This window comes from Amycolatopsis sp. NPDC051372, from assembly GCF_040682095.1.
Taxonomy (GTDB): Bacteria; Actinomycetota; Actinomycetes; order Mycobacteriales; family Pseudonocardiaceae; genus Amycolatopsis.
Window position 1 is genome coordinate 1 of record NZ_JBFBAF010000014.1, and the last position, 14,699, is coordinate 14,699.

The window sequence follows — 14,699 nt, forward strand, 5'->3', positions numbered from 1 at the left end:
TCGGTCAAACAACGTTCACAGGCGGGTGCCGGACGACCCCGATCCCTCCCGCCGGCCGACGAGACAGGCTCAACGCCGCACACCCAGCTTGAATGCGTGTCACCACGTCGAACACCGTGACCACGGCCGGGTCGTTGAGCCGACCGCCGGCGCGCACTTCGCGCAGCACGCGTTCGGAGAACACGGCCTGGCCCTCAGTGTCCGGCAGCCGCAGTTCCTTGATGGCCACCTGCCGGCCGATCACCTGATCCTGCGCGCGCCACACCACGCCCATGCCGCCGCGGCCGAGCTCACCCAGCAGCAGATAGCGGCCGGCGACGAGCCGCGGCCCGGGCGCCGGGCGGGTCGGGTCGTACGGACGCGTCTGTTCGTCGGTCACGGGGCCGGGCTCCTCGTTCGGGGTCGCGCAGATGCTAGTCGGACCGCGCGAGGCCCAGGCCGGTTCCTTCGGGTTTCGGCCCCGGGTTCAGCCCGCGACGGTGAGGTAGATGAGCGCGATGTTGAGCGTGATGATCACGGCCGCGACGCACCACGCCAGCACGGTGGTGATCCGGCGGTTCACGTCGGTACCCATGAGCTGCGCGTCCGACGTGAGACGGATCAGCGGCACGAGCGCGAACGGGATGCCGAAGGACAGCACCACCTGCGACACCACCAGCGCCGCACTCGGGTCGGCGCCCAGCGCGAGCACCACGATTGCCGGCGTGAGCGTGACGAGCCGGCGCACGAGGATCGGGAACCTCTTGCGCAGCAAGCCTTGCATGATCATCGCGCCCGCGTAGGCGCCCACCGACGTGGACGCGAGGCCCGAGGCCAGCAACCCGATCGCGAACAGCAGTGCGACGGTCGGGCCGAGCGCGGTGGCGACGGCCCCGTGCGCCCCCTCGATCGAGTCGACGCCGGGCAGGCCTTGGAGGTTCGTCGCGGCGAGCAGCAGCATGCCGAGGTTGACCGCGCCGGCGAGCAGCATCGCGAAGCCGACGTCGTAGCGAGTAGCGCGAAGCAGGCGTCGCCGCTTCTCGGGCGCCGGCGTGCCGTGGCGGTCGCGGACGAGCCCGGAGTGCAGGTAGACCGCGTGCGGCATCACGGTGGCGCCGAGCATCGCGGCGGCGATCAGCACGCTGTCGGCGCCGTCGAAGCGCGGCACGAGCCCGCTCGCGATCCCCGAAGCCGAGGGCGGCTCCACGAACAGGCTCGCCAGGAAGCCGATGGCGATCACGGCGAGCAGACCCGTCACCACCCGTTCGAACGGGCGCTGGCCGCCGCGGTCCTGCACCGCGAGCAGCGTCAGCGACACCAGGCCGGTGATCAGGCCGCCGACCACGAGCGGCAGGTCGAACAGCAGGTTCAGCGCGATGGCGCCGCCGACGACCTCGGCCAGGTCCGTGGCCACGGCGACCACCTCGGCCTGCGCCCAGTACGCAAGCCGCGCCGAGCGGGGCAGCCGTTCACGCAGTGCCTCGGGCAGCGACCGGCCCGTGACCAGGCCGAGCTTCGCCGACAGGTACTGCACCAGCACGGCCATCAGGTTCGCCGCGACGATCACCCACACCAGCAGGTATCCGAACCGCGCGCCCGCGCTGATGTTGGACGCGACGTTGCCCGGGTCCACGTACGCCACGGCGGCGACGAACGCCGGACCGAGCAGAGCCGAGCCCGCGCGCAGGCGGGCGAGCCGCCTGGGCCGGACCGCTTCCGCCACTGCCATTACGTCGCCCTCCATCTGTCGGGTGTCCCAACTCGAAGTTTAGGCACGCCGAACTTTCCAGGGCAAGGGTGTGCTCGACCACCAGCCGGTTGGCCGTATCGGACGACGACGGCACTCCGCCCGTGCGGGCGGAGGGCCGTCGCGTGAGTCTGCTCAGGCGGGCAGGCCGACCTCGTGGCCGGCGTCGCGGAACGCCTTCACCGCGCGGTCGAGCTCCGCGGCGCGCACGAGGATGTGGTCGGTGTCGAAAGTGGACAGTGAGAACAGCGCGACGCCGGCGGCGGCGAGTTCCGAGGCCAGCGCCGAGATCACGCCGGTGAGCGTGAATTCCAGCGGGCCGCGCACGCTCATCAGGCGCCAGCCGTGCTCCACGACGCCACCCGAGGGCTCGCGGCCCGTCGGGCAGATCACCGAAAGCTCCTCCGGCGTGCGGGTCACGGACACGAGCGCGGGCTCGGCCGGGTCGAGCAGGTCTACGGGCACCGGTGCGTCGGCGGGCAGGCGCACCACCGAGTAGTCGCCCGGGCGGACGTCGATCGCGAGTCGTTTCATCAGCCTTCGAGCACCTTCGGGCTCGAGGCGACCTCGGTGCCGTCGGGCAGGGTGGAGATGGTGAAGTCGGCGAACACGTTGCCCGCGGCCTTCTGCAGCTCCCGCAGGCACTCGATGGCCAGCGCGCGGATCTCGACGTCGGCGTGCTCGGTGGCGCGCATGGCCACGAAGTGGCGCCAGGCGCGGTAGTTGCCGGTGACGACGATGCGCGTCTCGGTGGCGTTCGGGAGCACGGAGCGAGCGGCCTGGCGGGCCTGCTTGCGGCGCAGCGTGGCGCTCGGCGCGTCGGCGAACTTCTCCTCGAGCCCGGCGAGCAGCTCGGTGTAGGCGTCGGCGCTCGCCTGCGCGGCCTTGAGGAACTTCTCGTGCAGCTCGGGATCGTTCGCGATCACGTCGGGCTCGACGAAGGCCGCGTCACGCTCGGGGACGTAGCGCTGAGAGAGCTGCGAGTAGGAGAAGTGGCGGTGGCGGATGAGCTCGTGGGTGAGCGAGCGCGAGATGCCGGTGATGTAGAAGCTCACGGAACCGTGCTCCAGCACGGAAAGGTGGCCGACCTCGATGATGTGGTCGAGGTACCCGGCGTTGGTGGCCGTCTTCGGGTTCGGCTTCTTCCACGACTGGTAGCAGGCACGCCCGGCGAACTCGGCCAGGGCCTGTCCCCCGTCGGCGTCCGTCGTCCACGGCACGTCCTCCGGTGGGAAGAACTCCGTTTTCGCGACCAGTTGCACTCTGGGCGACACGGTCTCGACCACGTCAGCACTCCCTCTCCGGCTTGCGGCTCCCGGCCCGCACTCTAACCGCTTGTGTGTTCGACATCGGCGTGACACCACTTGATGTCACGACTTCCTTGACTGACGTCACTGGTGACGTCATAGTGGTGTCATGGACCTGACGCCGTACATCGCGAACCTTCGCGAAGACCTCGCGAACACGGCCTCCGCCGGGGACGAGCAGACCCGGCGCACGGCCGCCCTCCTTTCGTCCGCACTCGAACCCTCGGCTCGGCTGACGTTGATGAACGCGCTGGCCGACCTCGCCGCCGAGGTGACCGCCGCCCTGCCGGGCCAGGTCGTGGACGTCCGGCTCGACGGCCGCGACGTGCGCGTGGTCGTGACCGGCGCGGCCGAGCCCGGCGAACCGGCGCGGACGGACCAGGCGCGCACGCCGCCCCCGCCCATCGACGGCGGGGACATCTCGCGCATCACGCTGCGGCTCGTGGAGCAGATCAAGAGCCAGGCCGAGCAGGCGGCGGCCGCGCAGGGGGTCTCGCTCAACACGTTCGTCGCCCAGGCCGTGCAGGGGGCGCTCGGCCAGGCACAGCACCACCAGCAGCGACACCACCAGGGCGGCCGCTCGGAGACCAAGCTGCACGGCTGGGTCCAGAGCTAGAAGGGCGAAGCGACGATGAGTGAAGAAAATTCCAACTGGGACGAAGCCGCCGAGGAAGCCGTCGCCGGCGCGGCGGAGGAGGCTGTCGCCGCGGCTGATCTTGGTTCGTCCACTTCGGACGATCCACTGGTGCGTTCGCAGGAGTTCGAGGCCGACGGCCCGTTGGAGCTCGACGTCGGCGTGACGATCGGCCGCGTGGAGCTGGTGCTGGACCGCGAGTCCGGCGCGCGGGTCGAGCTTCGGCACGACGCCGGCGAGCAACCGCCGTGGGTCAGTGGTGTGAACAATCTGCTGTCGTGGGTCGGCGAGCGCTTCGGCGACCAGCTGGGCGTGACCGCGGACGCCTCGCCGGCCGACGCGGTGCGCCAGGCGCGCATCGAGAAGACCGGCAACCGGCTCGTGGTGCGGGCGGCGAAGGCGTGGCAGCTGCGGAACGTGCCGGTGGCCGTCACCGTGCACGCGCCGAAGGGCTCCCACGTGGAGGTCCGCGCCGGCGCCGCCGACGTCACGGTCACCGGCACCGCCGGGCGCGCCGACATCCTCACCGGCTCCGGCGAGGTCACACTGGAACAGGCCGACGGCGCCGCCACCGTGCGCACCGGCACGGGCCGCGTGAAGCTCGGCCCGACGCCCGCCGGCCTCCAGCTGCGCACCGGCAGCGGCTCGGTGGAGGCCGCGTCCGTCTCGGGCTCCGCGACGCTCGCCACGGGCACCGGCAACGTCTGGCTCGGCTCCATCGCGGGCGAAGTCATGGCCCGCACCGGCAGCGGCGACCTCTCCGTCGCCGAAGCGGCCTCCGGCTCGATCGACCTGATCACCGGCTCCGGCGAAGTCCGCGTGGGCATCCGCCGCGGCGTCGCGGCCGAAATCGAGCTCGCCTCGTCCGCGGGCCGCGTCCAGAGCGAGCTGGAGGTGTCCGACGTGCCGCCCGAAGCGGGCGCCACCCTGCGCGTCCGCGCCCGCACCGGCACGGGCAACGCGGTGGTGACCCGCGCGGCCGGCTAAGGGGGAGGCGGCGGGCCGGACCGAGGCATCCGGTCCGGCCCGCCGCTTCGTATCCGCAGCCTGTCCGGCGTGAAACGCTTGTGCAGCAAAGCATTCGGGCCCGGCTCGGCCCGCCGCACGCGCCTTCGACACACCACGCACTCCACCGCCGAAAAACGACCCTCCCGCCAGGTGCCCAGCTCCCCTACGCCAGGCATTCGCTCCAGCCCGGCAACTTCGGCGCGAGATCCGTGCGCGGTAACACATTCGGGCCGGCTCGGCTCGCCGCACGCGCCCAAGCGCACCGCCATGGCGCTGAATCCGGGTCTTCCGCCAGGGTGCACAACCCCGGTCCGGCGTGAGGCTTCGTGCAACCTGCAGGCTTCGGCGCGAAGCACATGCCCGGCACAGCGTCGTGGCCGGCTCAGCTTCGTGGCCGGCTCACCGCAACACGCGTGACGACCGCACCGCCGAGTCACCACCCCGGCTGGAACCGGCCGTGCCGCCCGATATCCGCTCCGGCCCGGCCGCTTCTCGCCCCCTCACGTGTTCCGGTGCGAAGTCCTGCCCTCAGAACGTTCAACGTCGCTCAGCGCACCGCGCGCGACAACGGCCCTGCCAGGTCACCGCGCGGGCCCACCGCCACGCCGTCCAGGCCGAGCCACTGCGCCATGTGCGCCAGCTCCCCCGCCAGCTCGTCGGCGACCCGCGGCACGTCGGCGCCCTCCTCGGCGAAGGAGCCCTGCACGCGCAGCACGCCGGCGGCGCGGTCGGACTTGAGGTCCACGCGGGCGGCCAGCGAACCGTCGAGCAGGAACGGGAAGACGTAGTAGCCGTAGAGCCGCTTGGGTTCCGGCACGTAGATCTCGATGCGGTAGCGGAAGCCGAAGAGCCGCTCGGTGCGGGCGCGTTCCCAGATGAGCGGGTCGAACGGGCACAGCAGGGCCCGCCCGGTCACCGCGCGCGGGGTGCGGGCGGCTGTGTGCCGGTAGGCGATGCCGCGCCAGTCGCGGACCTGGACGGGTTCCAGGGTGCCCGCTTCGACCAGCTCGGCGACGGCTTGGCGCGCGACGTCCGGGCCGAGCCGGTAGTAGTCGCGCAGGTCGGTCTCCGTGGCCACGCCGAGAGCACGCGCGGAGCGGTCGATCAAGCCGCGGGCACCCTCCTCGGCCGATACCTGCCGGGACAGGATCTCCGGCGGCACCACGCGTTCGGTCAGGTCGTAGAGCCGCTCGAACGACCGGCGCGTGCCCGTGGACAGGCGGCCGAGGCCGAACAGGTACTCGCACGCCTTCTTGACCACCGAGCGTTCCCACCACGCGCCGGGCCCACGGCCGGCGACCTCCGCTTCGAGCGCCTTCTCGATGGCGCCCGCGCCGATGGGGCCGTGTTCCTTGACGATGGCGAGCACGTCGTCGATCAGGCCCGGCACGGTTTCGATGACGCGGGTGTAGTTGCGCCACCAGCCGTCGCGTTTGGCGCCGGAGCGCAGGAGCGGCCAGTCTTCGACGGGCAGCAGGCTCGCTTCGTGGGCCCACGACTCGACGAGCATCCGCGGTTTGCGCGCGGTGTCGGTCCAGGCGGCGTCGTCGACGAGGGCCTGGTCGTAGGCGCCCAGGCGCGAGAACACCGGCATGTAGTGCGCGCGGACGGCGACGTTCACGGAGTCCAGCTGCAGCAGCTGGACCCGCGAAAGCACCTTGGCCAGGTGCCGGCGGGTGGGCGGCGCGGCGGGGCGCGCGTCGGCGAACCCCTGGGCGGCCAGCGCGGTGCGGCGGGCCGTTTGAAGGCTGATCGTCTGCATGGTCTCGCCATCGTGCCAGCCGCCCCCGACAGTTTCCGCGACGGCGGGCGGTAGATTCCCCCGCGTGAGTGCCGCCGAAGTCCGTCCCGCGAGCCTGTCCGACGCCGCGGAGATCGCCCGTATCCAGCGCCTCACCTGGCGGGCGGCCTACACCGACCTGCTGGGCGCCGAGGCCATCGACGCGCTTGACGCCGCCGACCTCGAAGGCACGTGGGCCGAAACCATCGAATTCCCCGGCACGCGGGTCTACCTCGCGGTGGAAGGCGAGTTCACCGTCGGCTACTGCGTGGCCGGCCCCGCGCCCGCCGACGAGATCGCCACCGCCGACGGCACCGCCCCGCCCGACGCCGCCACCACCGCGCTGATCGCGACGCTCGTCGTCGAGCCGCGCTGGGGCCGCCGCGGGCACGCCGGCCGGCTGCTCGGCACGGCCGCCGCCGACCTGCGCTCAGACGGGCTCGACCGCGGCGTCACGTGGGTCGCGCAGTCGGACCACCCGACGCTCGGGTTCTACCGGCGCGCGGGCTGGGCGCCCGACGGGACCGTCCGCACCCTCGACACGGGCCGCGGCACACTGCGCGAAGTGCGCCTCACCGGCACGTTGCAGCTGGAGCTCACGCACTGACGGCGGGCTCTTCGCGCTTCGCGAAGACGACCCAGCGCAGCACCGAGTACATGAACACGCCCTCGCAGGCCCCCGCGATCAGCCGCGACAGGTGGTACTCCAGGCCCAGCGCGGCGAGCCCGGCGCCGACGCCCAGCAGGAAGGCCGCGTAGTTCACCCCGATCGCCACCACGTACAGCACCGCCTGCCGCCCGACGGGCGCGTGCGAACGGAAGTTCAGCGCCCGGTTGAGCACGAAGCTGAGCCCGAACGCGATCACGTAGGACGCGCTGATCGCCAGCCACACCGGCCAGCCCAGGCTGCTGCGGAACACCGTGAGCAGCCCGAGATCGACGCCGAACGTGAACCCGTTGATGATCACGAAACCGAGAAAGCTCGGCGCGACGAGACGCGAAAGCCCGAAGGGCAGGACTCGGACGACGGCCGCGCAGAACCCCGCGAAGCGATCGGCGAAGGGCACGTCGGTCACGCCCGAATGGTGGCAGGCGGAGGTGTCCTGAACCGAACGTCCAGGTGATCTTCTGGGGTCAGCACCCACCGGAATTGGGGGGTTAGCCCCCGTGACCTTTTCGTGACGACTGCTAGCCTCGAATGACAAGGATCACTTCCGGGCACTTTCAGGGGGGAGGCACGATGGGCTGGTTGCTGCTGACGCTCGGCGTCGCGTTCGGCTCCGCCATCGTGCCGCTGGTCAACGCCGAGCTGTTCGTGGTCGGCCTGTGCGCGAGCCAGCACAACCCGCACTGGCTGTGGCTCGGCGCCGCCGTGGCGGTCGGCCAGATTGCCGGCAAGCTCCTGTACTTCCTCGCCGCGCGCGGTTCCATCCGCCTGCCAAGGTTCCTGCACGACCGGCTCCACCGCGAACGCCCGCCCAGCGCTCGCCGCGACCGCTGGCACCGGCGCACCAAGGTGCTGCGCAGCAAGGTCGAAGCCGTGCGCGAGCGCTGCCAGCGCCACCCGCACTGGATGACGGGCACCTACGGCGTCAGCTCGCTCGTCGGCCTGCCGCCCTTCATGGCCACGAGCGTGCTGGCCGGCATGGTGCGGATGCGGCTGGTCACGTTCGTCGCCGCCGGCCTCGCGGGCCGCTGGGTGCGGTTCAGCCTGCTCGCCGCCGCACCGGCGGTGTTCACCGGCTGGCTCCACTGAGTGGATCAAGGCAAGGTGGATCACGGCATGGTGGATCACGGCACGACCGAGGCTCCCGGCGACGGCACCGTGGAACTCGAGATCCACGAGGTGATCGAGACCGGCCCGGGACAGGCATCCGTCGCGGTGCGCTGCCTGCGCGGGCCGGTTTTCCTCGACGCCGGCTTCACGCAGCTCAGCGGCTCAGCGCGAGCGATCGATCTGAAGCTGACTCGGATGGTCGAGTACGGGCGCGAAATGCCCCAGCTCGACCCTGTTCACACCGCGCTCGTGACACTGCGAGGAGAAGGCGTTCAGCACCTCAGGTCGAGCGCGAGGGACACCGGGTTCCAGGTCGTCCAAGGCGCCAACGCGGTGCCCTGAGCCGGATCATCGACCCCTTCGCTGCCCCGCACGGGCACCGCGGAATGGCTACCCCTGTTCCGCCGCGCCCCCTGTTTTCCCGCGGTCCGCGGCTTCCAGTTCCACTGCCTTGCGCATCGTCGCCCGGGCGCGGCGGCGATCGCCCGCGATGTCGTAGGCGTAGGCCAGGCGGTACCAGCGGCGCCAGTCGTCGGGGGCGGCTTCGACCTCGGTGCGGCGGGCGTCGAACCAGGCGTCGGCGGCGGTGCGGTCGACGCGGCCGGACGGGCGGCGCGGGAGGTCGGACACGTCGGGCAGCGCGCCCTCCGAGTCGAGGCGGCGGGAAAGGCGCTGGATCTGCAGGCCGGATCGCCAGGTGGCCACCACGATCCACACGCCCAGCAGCGGCAGCACGAACACGCCCACGCCGAGCGCGATGCCCGCGGGCGAACCGGTGGCGAACAGCGCCACGGCCCGGTCCGCCAGCAGGACCAGGTACACGACCAGCGCGGCGGTCAGCAGCAGCGCGACGTTGCGGGCTCTCACAGGTCGAGCACGTTCTCCAGGCCGACCGTGAGGCCGGGGCGCGACACCACCGAACGCACACCCAGCAGCACCCCGGGCATGAACGACGTGCGGTCCAGCGAGTCGTGCCGGATGGTCAGGGTCTCCCCCTCGCCGCCGAACAGGATCTCCTCGTGCGCCACCAATCCCGGCAGGCGCACGGAGTGCACCGGGACCTCCGAAACCCGTGCCCCCCGGGCACCGTCCAGTTCGGACGTCGTGGCGTCCGGACCCGGTTCCAGGCCTGCGGCCCGGCGCGCCTCGCCGATCATGCGCGCGGTGTGCGAAGCGGTGCCCGACGGCGCGTCGGCCTTGCGGTTGTGGTGCAGCTCGATGATCTCGGCCGACGCGTAGAACCGTGCCGCCTGAGCCGCGAAGCGCATCGCCAGCACCGCGCCCAGTGCGAAGTTCGGCGCGATGAGGACGCCCAGCGAAGGCTTCGCGGCGAGCAGCGAACGCACCTCCGCCAGCCGCTCCTCGCTGAACCCGGTCGTGCCGACCACGGCGTGCAGGTCGTGCTCGATCAAGTACCGCAGATTGTCCATCACGGCGTCGGGGTGGGTGAAGTCCACCACCACCTGGGCCTCGCCCAGCGGCGCGAAGTCGTCTCCCGCGTCGAGCGCGGACACCAGCTTCAGGTCGGCGGCGCCTTCGACGGCGTTCACCACCGTCGCACCCATGCGGCCGCGCGCGCCCAGCACGCCGACGCGGATCGGGGAGTCGGTCATGACGCGATCACCTCGTGCAGATCGTCCGGCAGGTCGTCGGCGTGAGCGTACGGCCCCACGACCGCCGCCGACGACACCCCACCGGGGCGGCGCAGCAGAGTGCGAGCCAGCGCACACACCTCTTCGGTCGTCACCGCGTCCACCCGGGCCACGGTGTCGTCGACACCCAGGTAGCGGCCGTAGTTCAGCTCGTTCTTGCCGATGCGCGACATGCGCGACGACGTGTCCTCCAGCCCCAGCACCAATCCGCCGCGCAGCTGTCCCTTGGCTCGCGCCACCTCGGCGTCGGTCAGCCCGTCGGCGGCGACACCGTCGAGCACCTCGCGGATCACGCCCGCGACCTGCCCGAGCCGCTCCGGCTGGCAGCCCGCGTACACCGCCAGGTGCCCGGTGTCGGCGTAGCTCGCCACCGACGAGTACACCTGGTACGCGAGCCCGCGCCGCTCCCGGATCTCCTGGAACAGCCGCGAACTCATGCCGCCGCCCAGCGCCGCGTTGAGCACCGACAGCGCGAAGCGGCGCTCGTCGTGGCGCGGCAGCGAGCGCATCCCGAGCATCACGTGGGCCTGCTCGGTGTCGTCGGTGTGCAGCACCAGCTTCGGCACGGTCTGGATGCGCGCGCGGCCCGCCCGCGGCGGCACCGGGACGCCCGCGCCGTTGAGCCGATCGCCCAAAGCCTTGCGCACCAAGCGAAGCACCTGGTTGTGTTCGACGTTGCCGGCCACCGCGAGCACCATCCGCGGCATCGTGTAGCGGCGCTTGTAGAAGCCGCGCAATGCCATGGGCGACATCTCCGTGATGGACTTCTCGGTGCCCAGCACCGGCCGGCCGAGCGGGTGCTCGCCGAGGATCGCGCCCACGAACGTCTCGTGCAGCAGGTCCTCGGGGTCGTCGTCGCGCATCGCGATCTCTTCGAGCACCACGCTGCGCTCGGTGTCCATGTCGCGGTCGGTGCACAGCGCCTCGAACACCACGTCGGTCACGAGGTCCATGGCCAGTGGCAGGTCGGCGTCGAGCACCTGCGCGTAGTAGCAGGTGTGTTCCTTGGCCGTGAACGCGTTGAACTCACCGCCGACGGCGTCGATCTCCTCGGCGATCTGCGTGGCGTCCCGGTTGGCCGTTCCCTTGAACAGCAGGTGTTCCAGGTAGTGCGCGGCCCCCGCGACGGCGAGCGGCTCGTCGCGCGAACCGACGCCGACCCACAACCCCACCGTGGCCGAGCGCGACGCCGGGACGTACTCGGTGATCACCCGCAGACCGCCGGGGAGCACGCTCCGCCTGACGATCGCACCGTCCGGAGTGGACTCGAGCGTGCGGGTGCTGCCGACGGGCTGCTCGTGCCCGGAAACCTGCCGTGCCATGGGTTCCTTACTCACGATGCCGCGAAGGCCCCCTCGCCGCAATCAGCGAGGAGGCCTTCAACGACAGTTGCTTGTTCAGAAGACGAAGCTATCTCAGGCTTCGGCCTTCTCGGCGTCGGCCTTGTCGCCGCCCTCGGCCGGGGCCGCGTCGTCTTCCTTGACCACGATCAGGCTGATCTTGCCGCGGTTGTCGATGTCGGCGATCTCGACGCGGAGCTTGTCGCCCACGTTGACCACGTCTTCGACCTTGGCGATCCGCTTGCCGTTGCCCAGCTTCGAGATGTGGACGAGGCCGTCCTTGCCCGGCAGCAGCGAGACGAACGCGCCGAACGCGGCCGTCTTCACCACGGTGCCCAGGAAGCGCTCGCCGACCTTCGGCAGCTGCGGGTTGGCGATCGCGTTGATCAGGTCGATCGCCGACTCGGCCGACGGGCCGTCGGCCGCGCCCACGTAGATCGTGCCGTCGTCCTCGATGGAGATGTCGGCACCGGTCTGCTCGGTGATCGAGTTGATCATCTTGCCCTTCGGGCCGATGACCTCGCCGATCTTGTCGACCGGGATCTTCACGGAGGTGACGCGCGGGGCGTACGGGCTCATCTCGTCCGGGCCGTCGATCGCCTCGGCGATGACCTCCAGGATGGTCAGCCGTGCGTCCTTCGCCTGCTTCAGCGCGGCCGCGAGGACCTCCGACGGGATGCCGTCGAGCTTCGTGTCGAGCTGCAGCGCGGTGATGATGTCCTTGGTGCCGGCGACCTTGAAGTCCATGTCGCCCAGCGCGTCCTCCGCGCCGAGGATGTCGGTCAGCGCGACGTAGCGCGTCTCGCCGTCGACCTCGTCGGACACCAGGCCCATCGCGATGCCCGCGACCGGCGCCTTCAGCGGCACACCGGCGTTGTAGAGACCCATGGTCGACGCGCAGACCGAGCCCATCGAGGTCGAGCCGTTGGAGCCCAGCGCCTCGGAGACCTGGCGGATCGCGTACGGGAACTCGTCGCGCTTCGGCAGCACCGGGACCAGGGCGCGCTCGGCGAGCATGCCGTGGCCGATCTCGCGCCGCTTCGGCGAGCCGACGCGGCCGGTCTCACCGGTGGAGAACGGCGGGAAGTTGTAGTGGTGCAGGTAGCGCTTCGTCGTCTCCGGGGAGAGCGAGTCGATCTGCTGCTCCATGCGCAGCATGTTCAGCGTGGTGACGCCCAGGATCTGGGTTTCGCCGCGCTCGAACAGCGCCGAGCCGTGGGCCCGCGGGATCACGGCGACCTCGGCCGAGAGCGACCGGATGTCGGTCAGGCCACGGCCGTCCATGCGGATCTTCTCGGTGAGCACGCGCTGGCGCATGATCTTCTTGGTCAGCGCCTTGAACGCGCCGCCGACCTCGCCGTCGCGACCCTCGAAGGCCTCGCCCTCGCCCAGGCCCAGCTTCGCCAGCACGGTGGCCTTGACCTCGTCGGTCGCGCCGTCGCGGTCCTGCTTGCCGGCGATGGTCAGCGCCTTCGCCAGGTCGTCGTTCGCGATCGCGGCGACGGCCTCGTAGATGTCCGGCTGGTAGGCCGGGAACAGCGGGAACTCGCCGGTCGGCTTCGCGGCGTCGGCGGCCAGGCGCTGCTGCGCCTCGCACAGCACCTTGATGAACGGCTTGGCGGCCTCGAGGCCCTGGGCCACGGCGGCCTCGTCGGGCGCCTTGCCGCCGGCGGCGATCAGGTCAAGCGTGTGCTCGGTGCCCTCGGCCTCGACCATCATGATCGCGACGTCGTCACCGACGATGCGGCCCGCGACGACCATGTTGAAGGTCGCCTTCTCCAGCTGCGACCAGGTCGGGAACGCGACCCACTGGTCCTCGATCAGGGCGACGCGCACGCCGCCGACCGGACCGGAGAACGGCAGGCCCGCGATCTGCGTGGACGCGGACGCGGCGTTGATCGCCAGGACGTCGTACGGGTCCTCGGGGTTGAGGCTCTGCACGGTGATGACGACCTGGATCTCGTTGCGCAGACCGCTGGTGAACGACGGGCGCAGCGGCCGGTCGATCAGGCGGGCGGTGAGGATCGCGTCGGTCGACGGGCGGCCCTCACGGCGGAAGAACGCGCCGGGGATGCGACCCACGGCGTACATGCGCTCCTCGACGTCCACGGTCAGCGGGAAGAAGTCGAAGTGCTCCTTCGGGTGCTTCGACGCCGTGGTGGCCGAGAGCAGCATGGTCTCTTCGTCGAGGTACGCGACGACGGAGCCGGCGGCCTGCTTGGCCAGGCGGCCCGTCTCGAAACGCACGGTGCGAGTGCCGAACCGGCCGTTGTCGATCACGGCCTCGGTCTCGTGCACGGTGACTCCGGTGGAGTCGGTCATAGGGTGTATCTCCTCTTTTGTGCTTCGTCCGGCGCGAGTCTCCCACCCTGGGACCCGGTTCGCCCGCGGACGCTCGAGGAATGAGGCCGGTCTTCGATCGAAGTCCCCGGGTCTTCTCACCCGGAAACCACTACCGAGGACCGGCGGACGGATCCTCCAGCGCGCTCGCGCCGCTTCTTTTCTTCTGTTCTGGCACCGAGGGGGAGCGACCGGACCGGTCACTCCCCCTCGGGTCACGCTATCGGCGCAGGCCGAGCCGCTGGATCAGCGACCGGTAACGCTCGATGTCCACCTTCATCACGTAGTTCAGCAGCCGGCGGCGGCGGCCGACCAGCAGCAGGAGCCCGCGACGCGAGTGGTGGTCGTGCTTGTGAGCCTTGAGGTGCTCGGTGAGGCCGACGATGCGCTTGGTCAGCAGCGCGACCTGGGCCTCGGGGGATCCGGTGTCCGAGTCGTGCACGCCGTACTCGGTCAGGATCGACTTCTTCTCATCGGTGGACAGCGCCACTGGTGTTGCTCCTCGTGAAATCGGTGCCGTGGGGCCCGCACCGCACTGCGCGGCCGGGTAGTCGGTCTCGGCCGCCACGGACTGCAGCCGGACCCGATTGTCAAGGTTACCAGCCGTGTGATCAGTGCCTTCAGGCGCGGTTCACGTTCCGGCGGCGCTCAGCGGGAACGTTCGCAGCTCCCGGTAGCGCGGGCCCGCCGTGCCGCCGCTGCCCATGAGCACCACCTCGCCGGCGGTCCACTCGCGGCTGGAGAACCCGGCCAGCCGCCGCGTCCACGGTTCGGCCGCGCCCCGGCGTTCACGCGGGTACCGCGCCAGCGTGAGATGCGCCCGGTAGGGACGCTCCTCCTGGTCCGCGCCGGCCGCTTCCGCGAGCCGCGTCAGCCCATCCCCCTCGACGCCCAACCACAGCACGCCGGGAAATGTTCCCGGGCCGGTCAGTCGGACGTCGACAGCCGGGCAGCCGGCCAGCGCGGGGACGAGCTCGGCGGTCCGTTCGTCCGGGTCGGCTTCGCCGTAATACGCGAGCGTGACGTGCCAGTCCTCCGGCAGCGACCAGCGCAGGCCGGGGCCGGGTTCGCCGAGGGACAGGGCCACGGCGGCCACGACGTCGGACGGCGGGCGCAGCGCGGTGAACAGTCGCAC

16 protein-coding genes and 1 pseudogene are annotated in these 14,699 nt (G+C 71.2%); 5 read left to right on the forward strand and 12 right to left on the reverse strand.

Annotation, left to right across the window (positions count from 1 at the left end; translation table 11 throughout):
* Positions 1 to 97 precede the first annotated feature (97 nt).
* The 4 genes and pseudogenes from AB0M56_RS21590 to thyX form a co-directional block, all read right to left on the reverse strand.
* Positions 98 to 379, reverse strand: a pseudogene (locus tag AB0M56_RS21590) (serine/threonine protein kinase); the annotation flags it as partial.
* An 87-nt stretch (positions 380 to 466) separates the two neighbouring features.
* Positions 467 to 1,708, reverse strand: coding sequence for an Nramp family divalent metal transporter (locus tag AB0M56_RS21595; RefSeq protein ID WP_364178911.1), 1,242 nt, complete (start codon positions 1,706 to 1,708; stop codon positions 467 to 469).
* 153 nt (positions 1,709 to 1,861) lie between these two features.
* Positions 1,862 to 2,260: an ACT domain-containing protein gene (locus AB0M56_RS21600; protein ID WP_364178913.1), complete on the reverse strand. Its 399-nt coding sequence runs from the start codon at positions 2,258 to 2,260 to the stop codon at positions 1,862 to 1,864.
* Positions 2,260 to 3,012, reverse strand: coding sequence for an FAD-dependent thymidylate synthase (thyX, locus tag AB0M56_RS21605; protein ID WP_364178915.1), 753 nt, complete (start codon positions 3,010 to 3,012; stop codon positions 2,260 to 2,262). Before thyX ends, AB0M56_RS21600 begins: the two co-directional genes overlap by 1 nt.
* Before the next feature lie 130 nt (positions 3,013 to 3,142).
* Between thyX and AB0M56_RS21610 the strand changes: the two genes are divergently transcribed.
* Positions 3,143 to 3,649 (forward strand): toxin-antitoxin system HicB family antitoxin, encoded by a 507-nt coding sequence (locus AB0M56_RS21610; RefSeq protein WP_364178917.1) that lies wholly within the window; start codon positions 3,143 to 3,145, stop codon positions 3,647 to 3,649.
* Positions 3,650 to 3,664: 15 nt separating this feature from the next.
* Positions 3,665 to 4,654, forward strand: a complete 990-nt coding sequence (locus AB0M56_RS21615) for a DUF4097 family beta strand repeat-containing protein (RefSeq protein WP_364178918.1) — start codon at positions 3,665 to 3,667, stop codon at positions 4,652 to 4,654.
* A 568-nt stretch (positions 4,655 to 5,222) separates the two neighbouring features.
* Here the strand turns inward: AB0M56_RS21615 and AB0M56_RS21620 are convergent.
* On the reverse strand, positions 5,223 to 6,437 hold the full coding sequence (locus AB0M56_RS21620; protein ID WP_364178920.1) for a crosslink repair DNA glycosylase YcaQ family protein: 1,215 nt from the start codon (positions 6,435 to 6,437) through the stop codon (positions 5,223 to 5,225).
* A gap of 64 nt (positions 6,438 to 6,501) precedes the next feature.
* Between AB0M56_RS21620 and AB0M56_RS21625 the strand changes: the two genes are divergently transcribed.
* On the forward strand, positions 6,502 to 7,062 hold the full coding sequence (locus AB0M56_RS21625) for a GNAT family N-acetyltransferase (protein ID WP_364178922.1): 561 nt from the start codon (positions 6,502 to 6,504) through the stop codon (positions 7,060 to 7,062).
* Here AB0M56_RS21625 and AB0M56_RS21630 read toward each other — a convergent pair.
* Entirely contained in the window at positions 7,052 to 7,531 is a 480-nt protein-coding gene (locus AB0M56_RS21630; RefSeq protein WP_364178924.1) for a GtrA family protein, read from the reverse strand. The genes AB0M56_RS21625 and AB0M56_RS21630 overlap by 11 nt on opposite strands.
* Before the next feature lie 164 nt (positions 7,532 to 7,695).
* Here AB0M56_RS21630 and AB0M56_RS21635 point away from each other — a divergent pair, with 164 nt between their 5' ends.
* Together AB0M56_RS21635 and AB0M56_RS21640 are read left to right on the forward strand one after the other, a co-directional pair.
* A complete protein-coding gene (locus tag AB0M56_RS21635) occupies positions 7,696 to 8,211 on the forward strand; it encodes a hypothetical protein (RefSeq protein WP_364178926.1) in 516 nt (171 codons plus the stop codon).
* Positions 8,212 to 8,238: 27 nt separating this feature from the next.
* Complete coding sequence (locus AB0M56_RS21640; protein ID WP_364178928.1) at positions 8,239 to 8,574, forward strand: hypothetical protein; 336 nt, start codon at positions 8,239 to 8,241, stop codon at positions 8,572 to 8,574.
* A 48-nt stretch (positions 8,575 to 8,622) separates the two neighbouring features.
* Here AB0M56_RS21640 and AB0M56_RS21645 read toward each other — a convergent pair whose 3' ends face one another.
* From AB0M56_RS21645 to thpR, 6 genes are all read right to left on the reverse strand, one after another.
* Entirely contained in the window at positions 8,623 to 9,099 is a 477-nt protein-coding gene (locus AB0M56_RS21645; protein WP_364178930.1) for a tetratricopeptide repeat protein, read from the reverse strand.
* Positions 9,096 to 9,845 carry a 4-hydroxy-tetrahydrodipicolinate reductase gene (dapB, locus tag AB0M56_RS21650; RefSeq protein WP_364178932.1) on the reverse strand — a complete coding sequence of 250 codons (750 nt, stop codon included), beginning with the start codon at positions 9,843 to 9,845 and terminating at the stop codon, positions 9,096 to 9,098. The genes AB0M56_RS21645 and dapB overlap by 4 nt, the downstream gene beginning before the upstream one ends.
* A complete protein-coding gene (locus AB0M56_RS21655) occupies positions 9,842 to 11,206 on the reverse strand; it encodes a pitrilysin family protein (RefSeq protein WP_364178934.1) in 1,365 nt (454 codons plus the stop codon). The genes dapB and AB0M56_RS21655 overlap by 4 nt, the downstream gene beginning before the upstream one ends.
* A 93-nt stretch (positions 11,207 to 11,299) precedes the next feature.
* A complete protein-coding gene (locus tag AB0M56_RS21660; RefSeq protein ID WP_364178936.1) occupies positions 11,300 to 13,546 on the reverse strand; it encodes a polyribonucleotide nucleotidyltransferase in 2,247 nt (748 codons plus the stop codon).
* Between the two features lie 238 nt (positions 13,547 to 13,784).
* Entirely contained in the window at positions 13,785 to 14,054 is a 270-nt protein-coding gene (gene rpsO, locus AB0M56_RS21665) for a 30S ribosomal protein S15 (protein WP_220242296.1), read from the reverse strand.
* A 141-nt stretch (positions 14,055 to 14,195) separates the two neighbouring features.
* A complete protein-coding gene (gene thpR / locus AB0M56_RS21670) occupies positions 14,196 to 14,699 on the reverse strand; it encodes an RNA 2',3'-cyclic phosphodiesterase (RefSeq protein ID WP_364178939.1) in 504 nt (167 codons plus the stop codon).

What these genes read in the sequence shown, in the direction of transcription:
- AB0M56_RS21595 (WP_364178911.1), bottom strand. Translation starts at nt 1,708, where the DNA reads ATGGCAGTGGCGGAAGCGGTCCGGCCCAGGCGGCTCGCCCGCCTGCGC.
- AB0M56_RS21600 (WP_364178913.1), bottom strand. Translation starts at nt 2,260, where the DNA reads ATGAAACGACTCGCGATCGACGTCCGCCCGGGCGACTACTCGGTGGTG.
- AB0M56_RS21610 (WP_364178917.1), top strand. Translation starts at nt 3,143, where the DNA reads ATGGACCTGACGCCGTACATCGCGAACCTTCGCGAAGACCTCGCGAAC.
- AB0M56_RS21615 (WP_364178918.1), top strand. Translation starts at nt 3,665, where the DNA reads ATGAGTGAAGAAAATTCCAACTGGGACGAAGCCGCCGAGGAAGCCGTC.
- AB0M56_RS21620 (WP_364178920.1), bottom strand. Translation starts at nt 6,437, where the DNA reads ATGCAGACGATCAGCCTTCAAACGGCCCGCCGCACCGCGCTGGCCGCC.
- AB0M56_RS21635 (WP_364178926.1), top strand. Translation starts at nt 7,696, where the DNA reads ATGGGCTGGTTGCTGCTGACGCTCGGCGTCGCGTTCGGCTCCGCCATC.
- AB0M56_RS21640 (WP_364178928.1), top strand. Translation starts at nt 8,239, where the DNA reads ATGGTGGATCACGGCACGACCGAGGCTCCCGGCGACGGCACCGTGGAA.
- dapB (WP_364178932.1), bottom strand. Translation starts at nt 9,845, where the DNA reads ATGACCGACTCCCCGATCCGCGTCGGCGTGCTGGGCGCGCGCGGCCGC.
- AB0M56_RS21655 (WP_364178934.1), bottom strand. Translation starts at nt 11,206, where the DNA reads ATGGCACGGCAGGTTTCCGGGCACGAGCAGCCCGTCGGCAGCACCCGC.
- AB0M56_RS21660 (WP_364178936.1), bottom strand. Translation starts at nt 13,546, where the DNA reads ATGACCGACTCCACCGGAGTCACCGTGCACGAGACCGAGGCCGTGATC.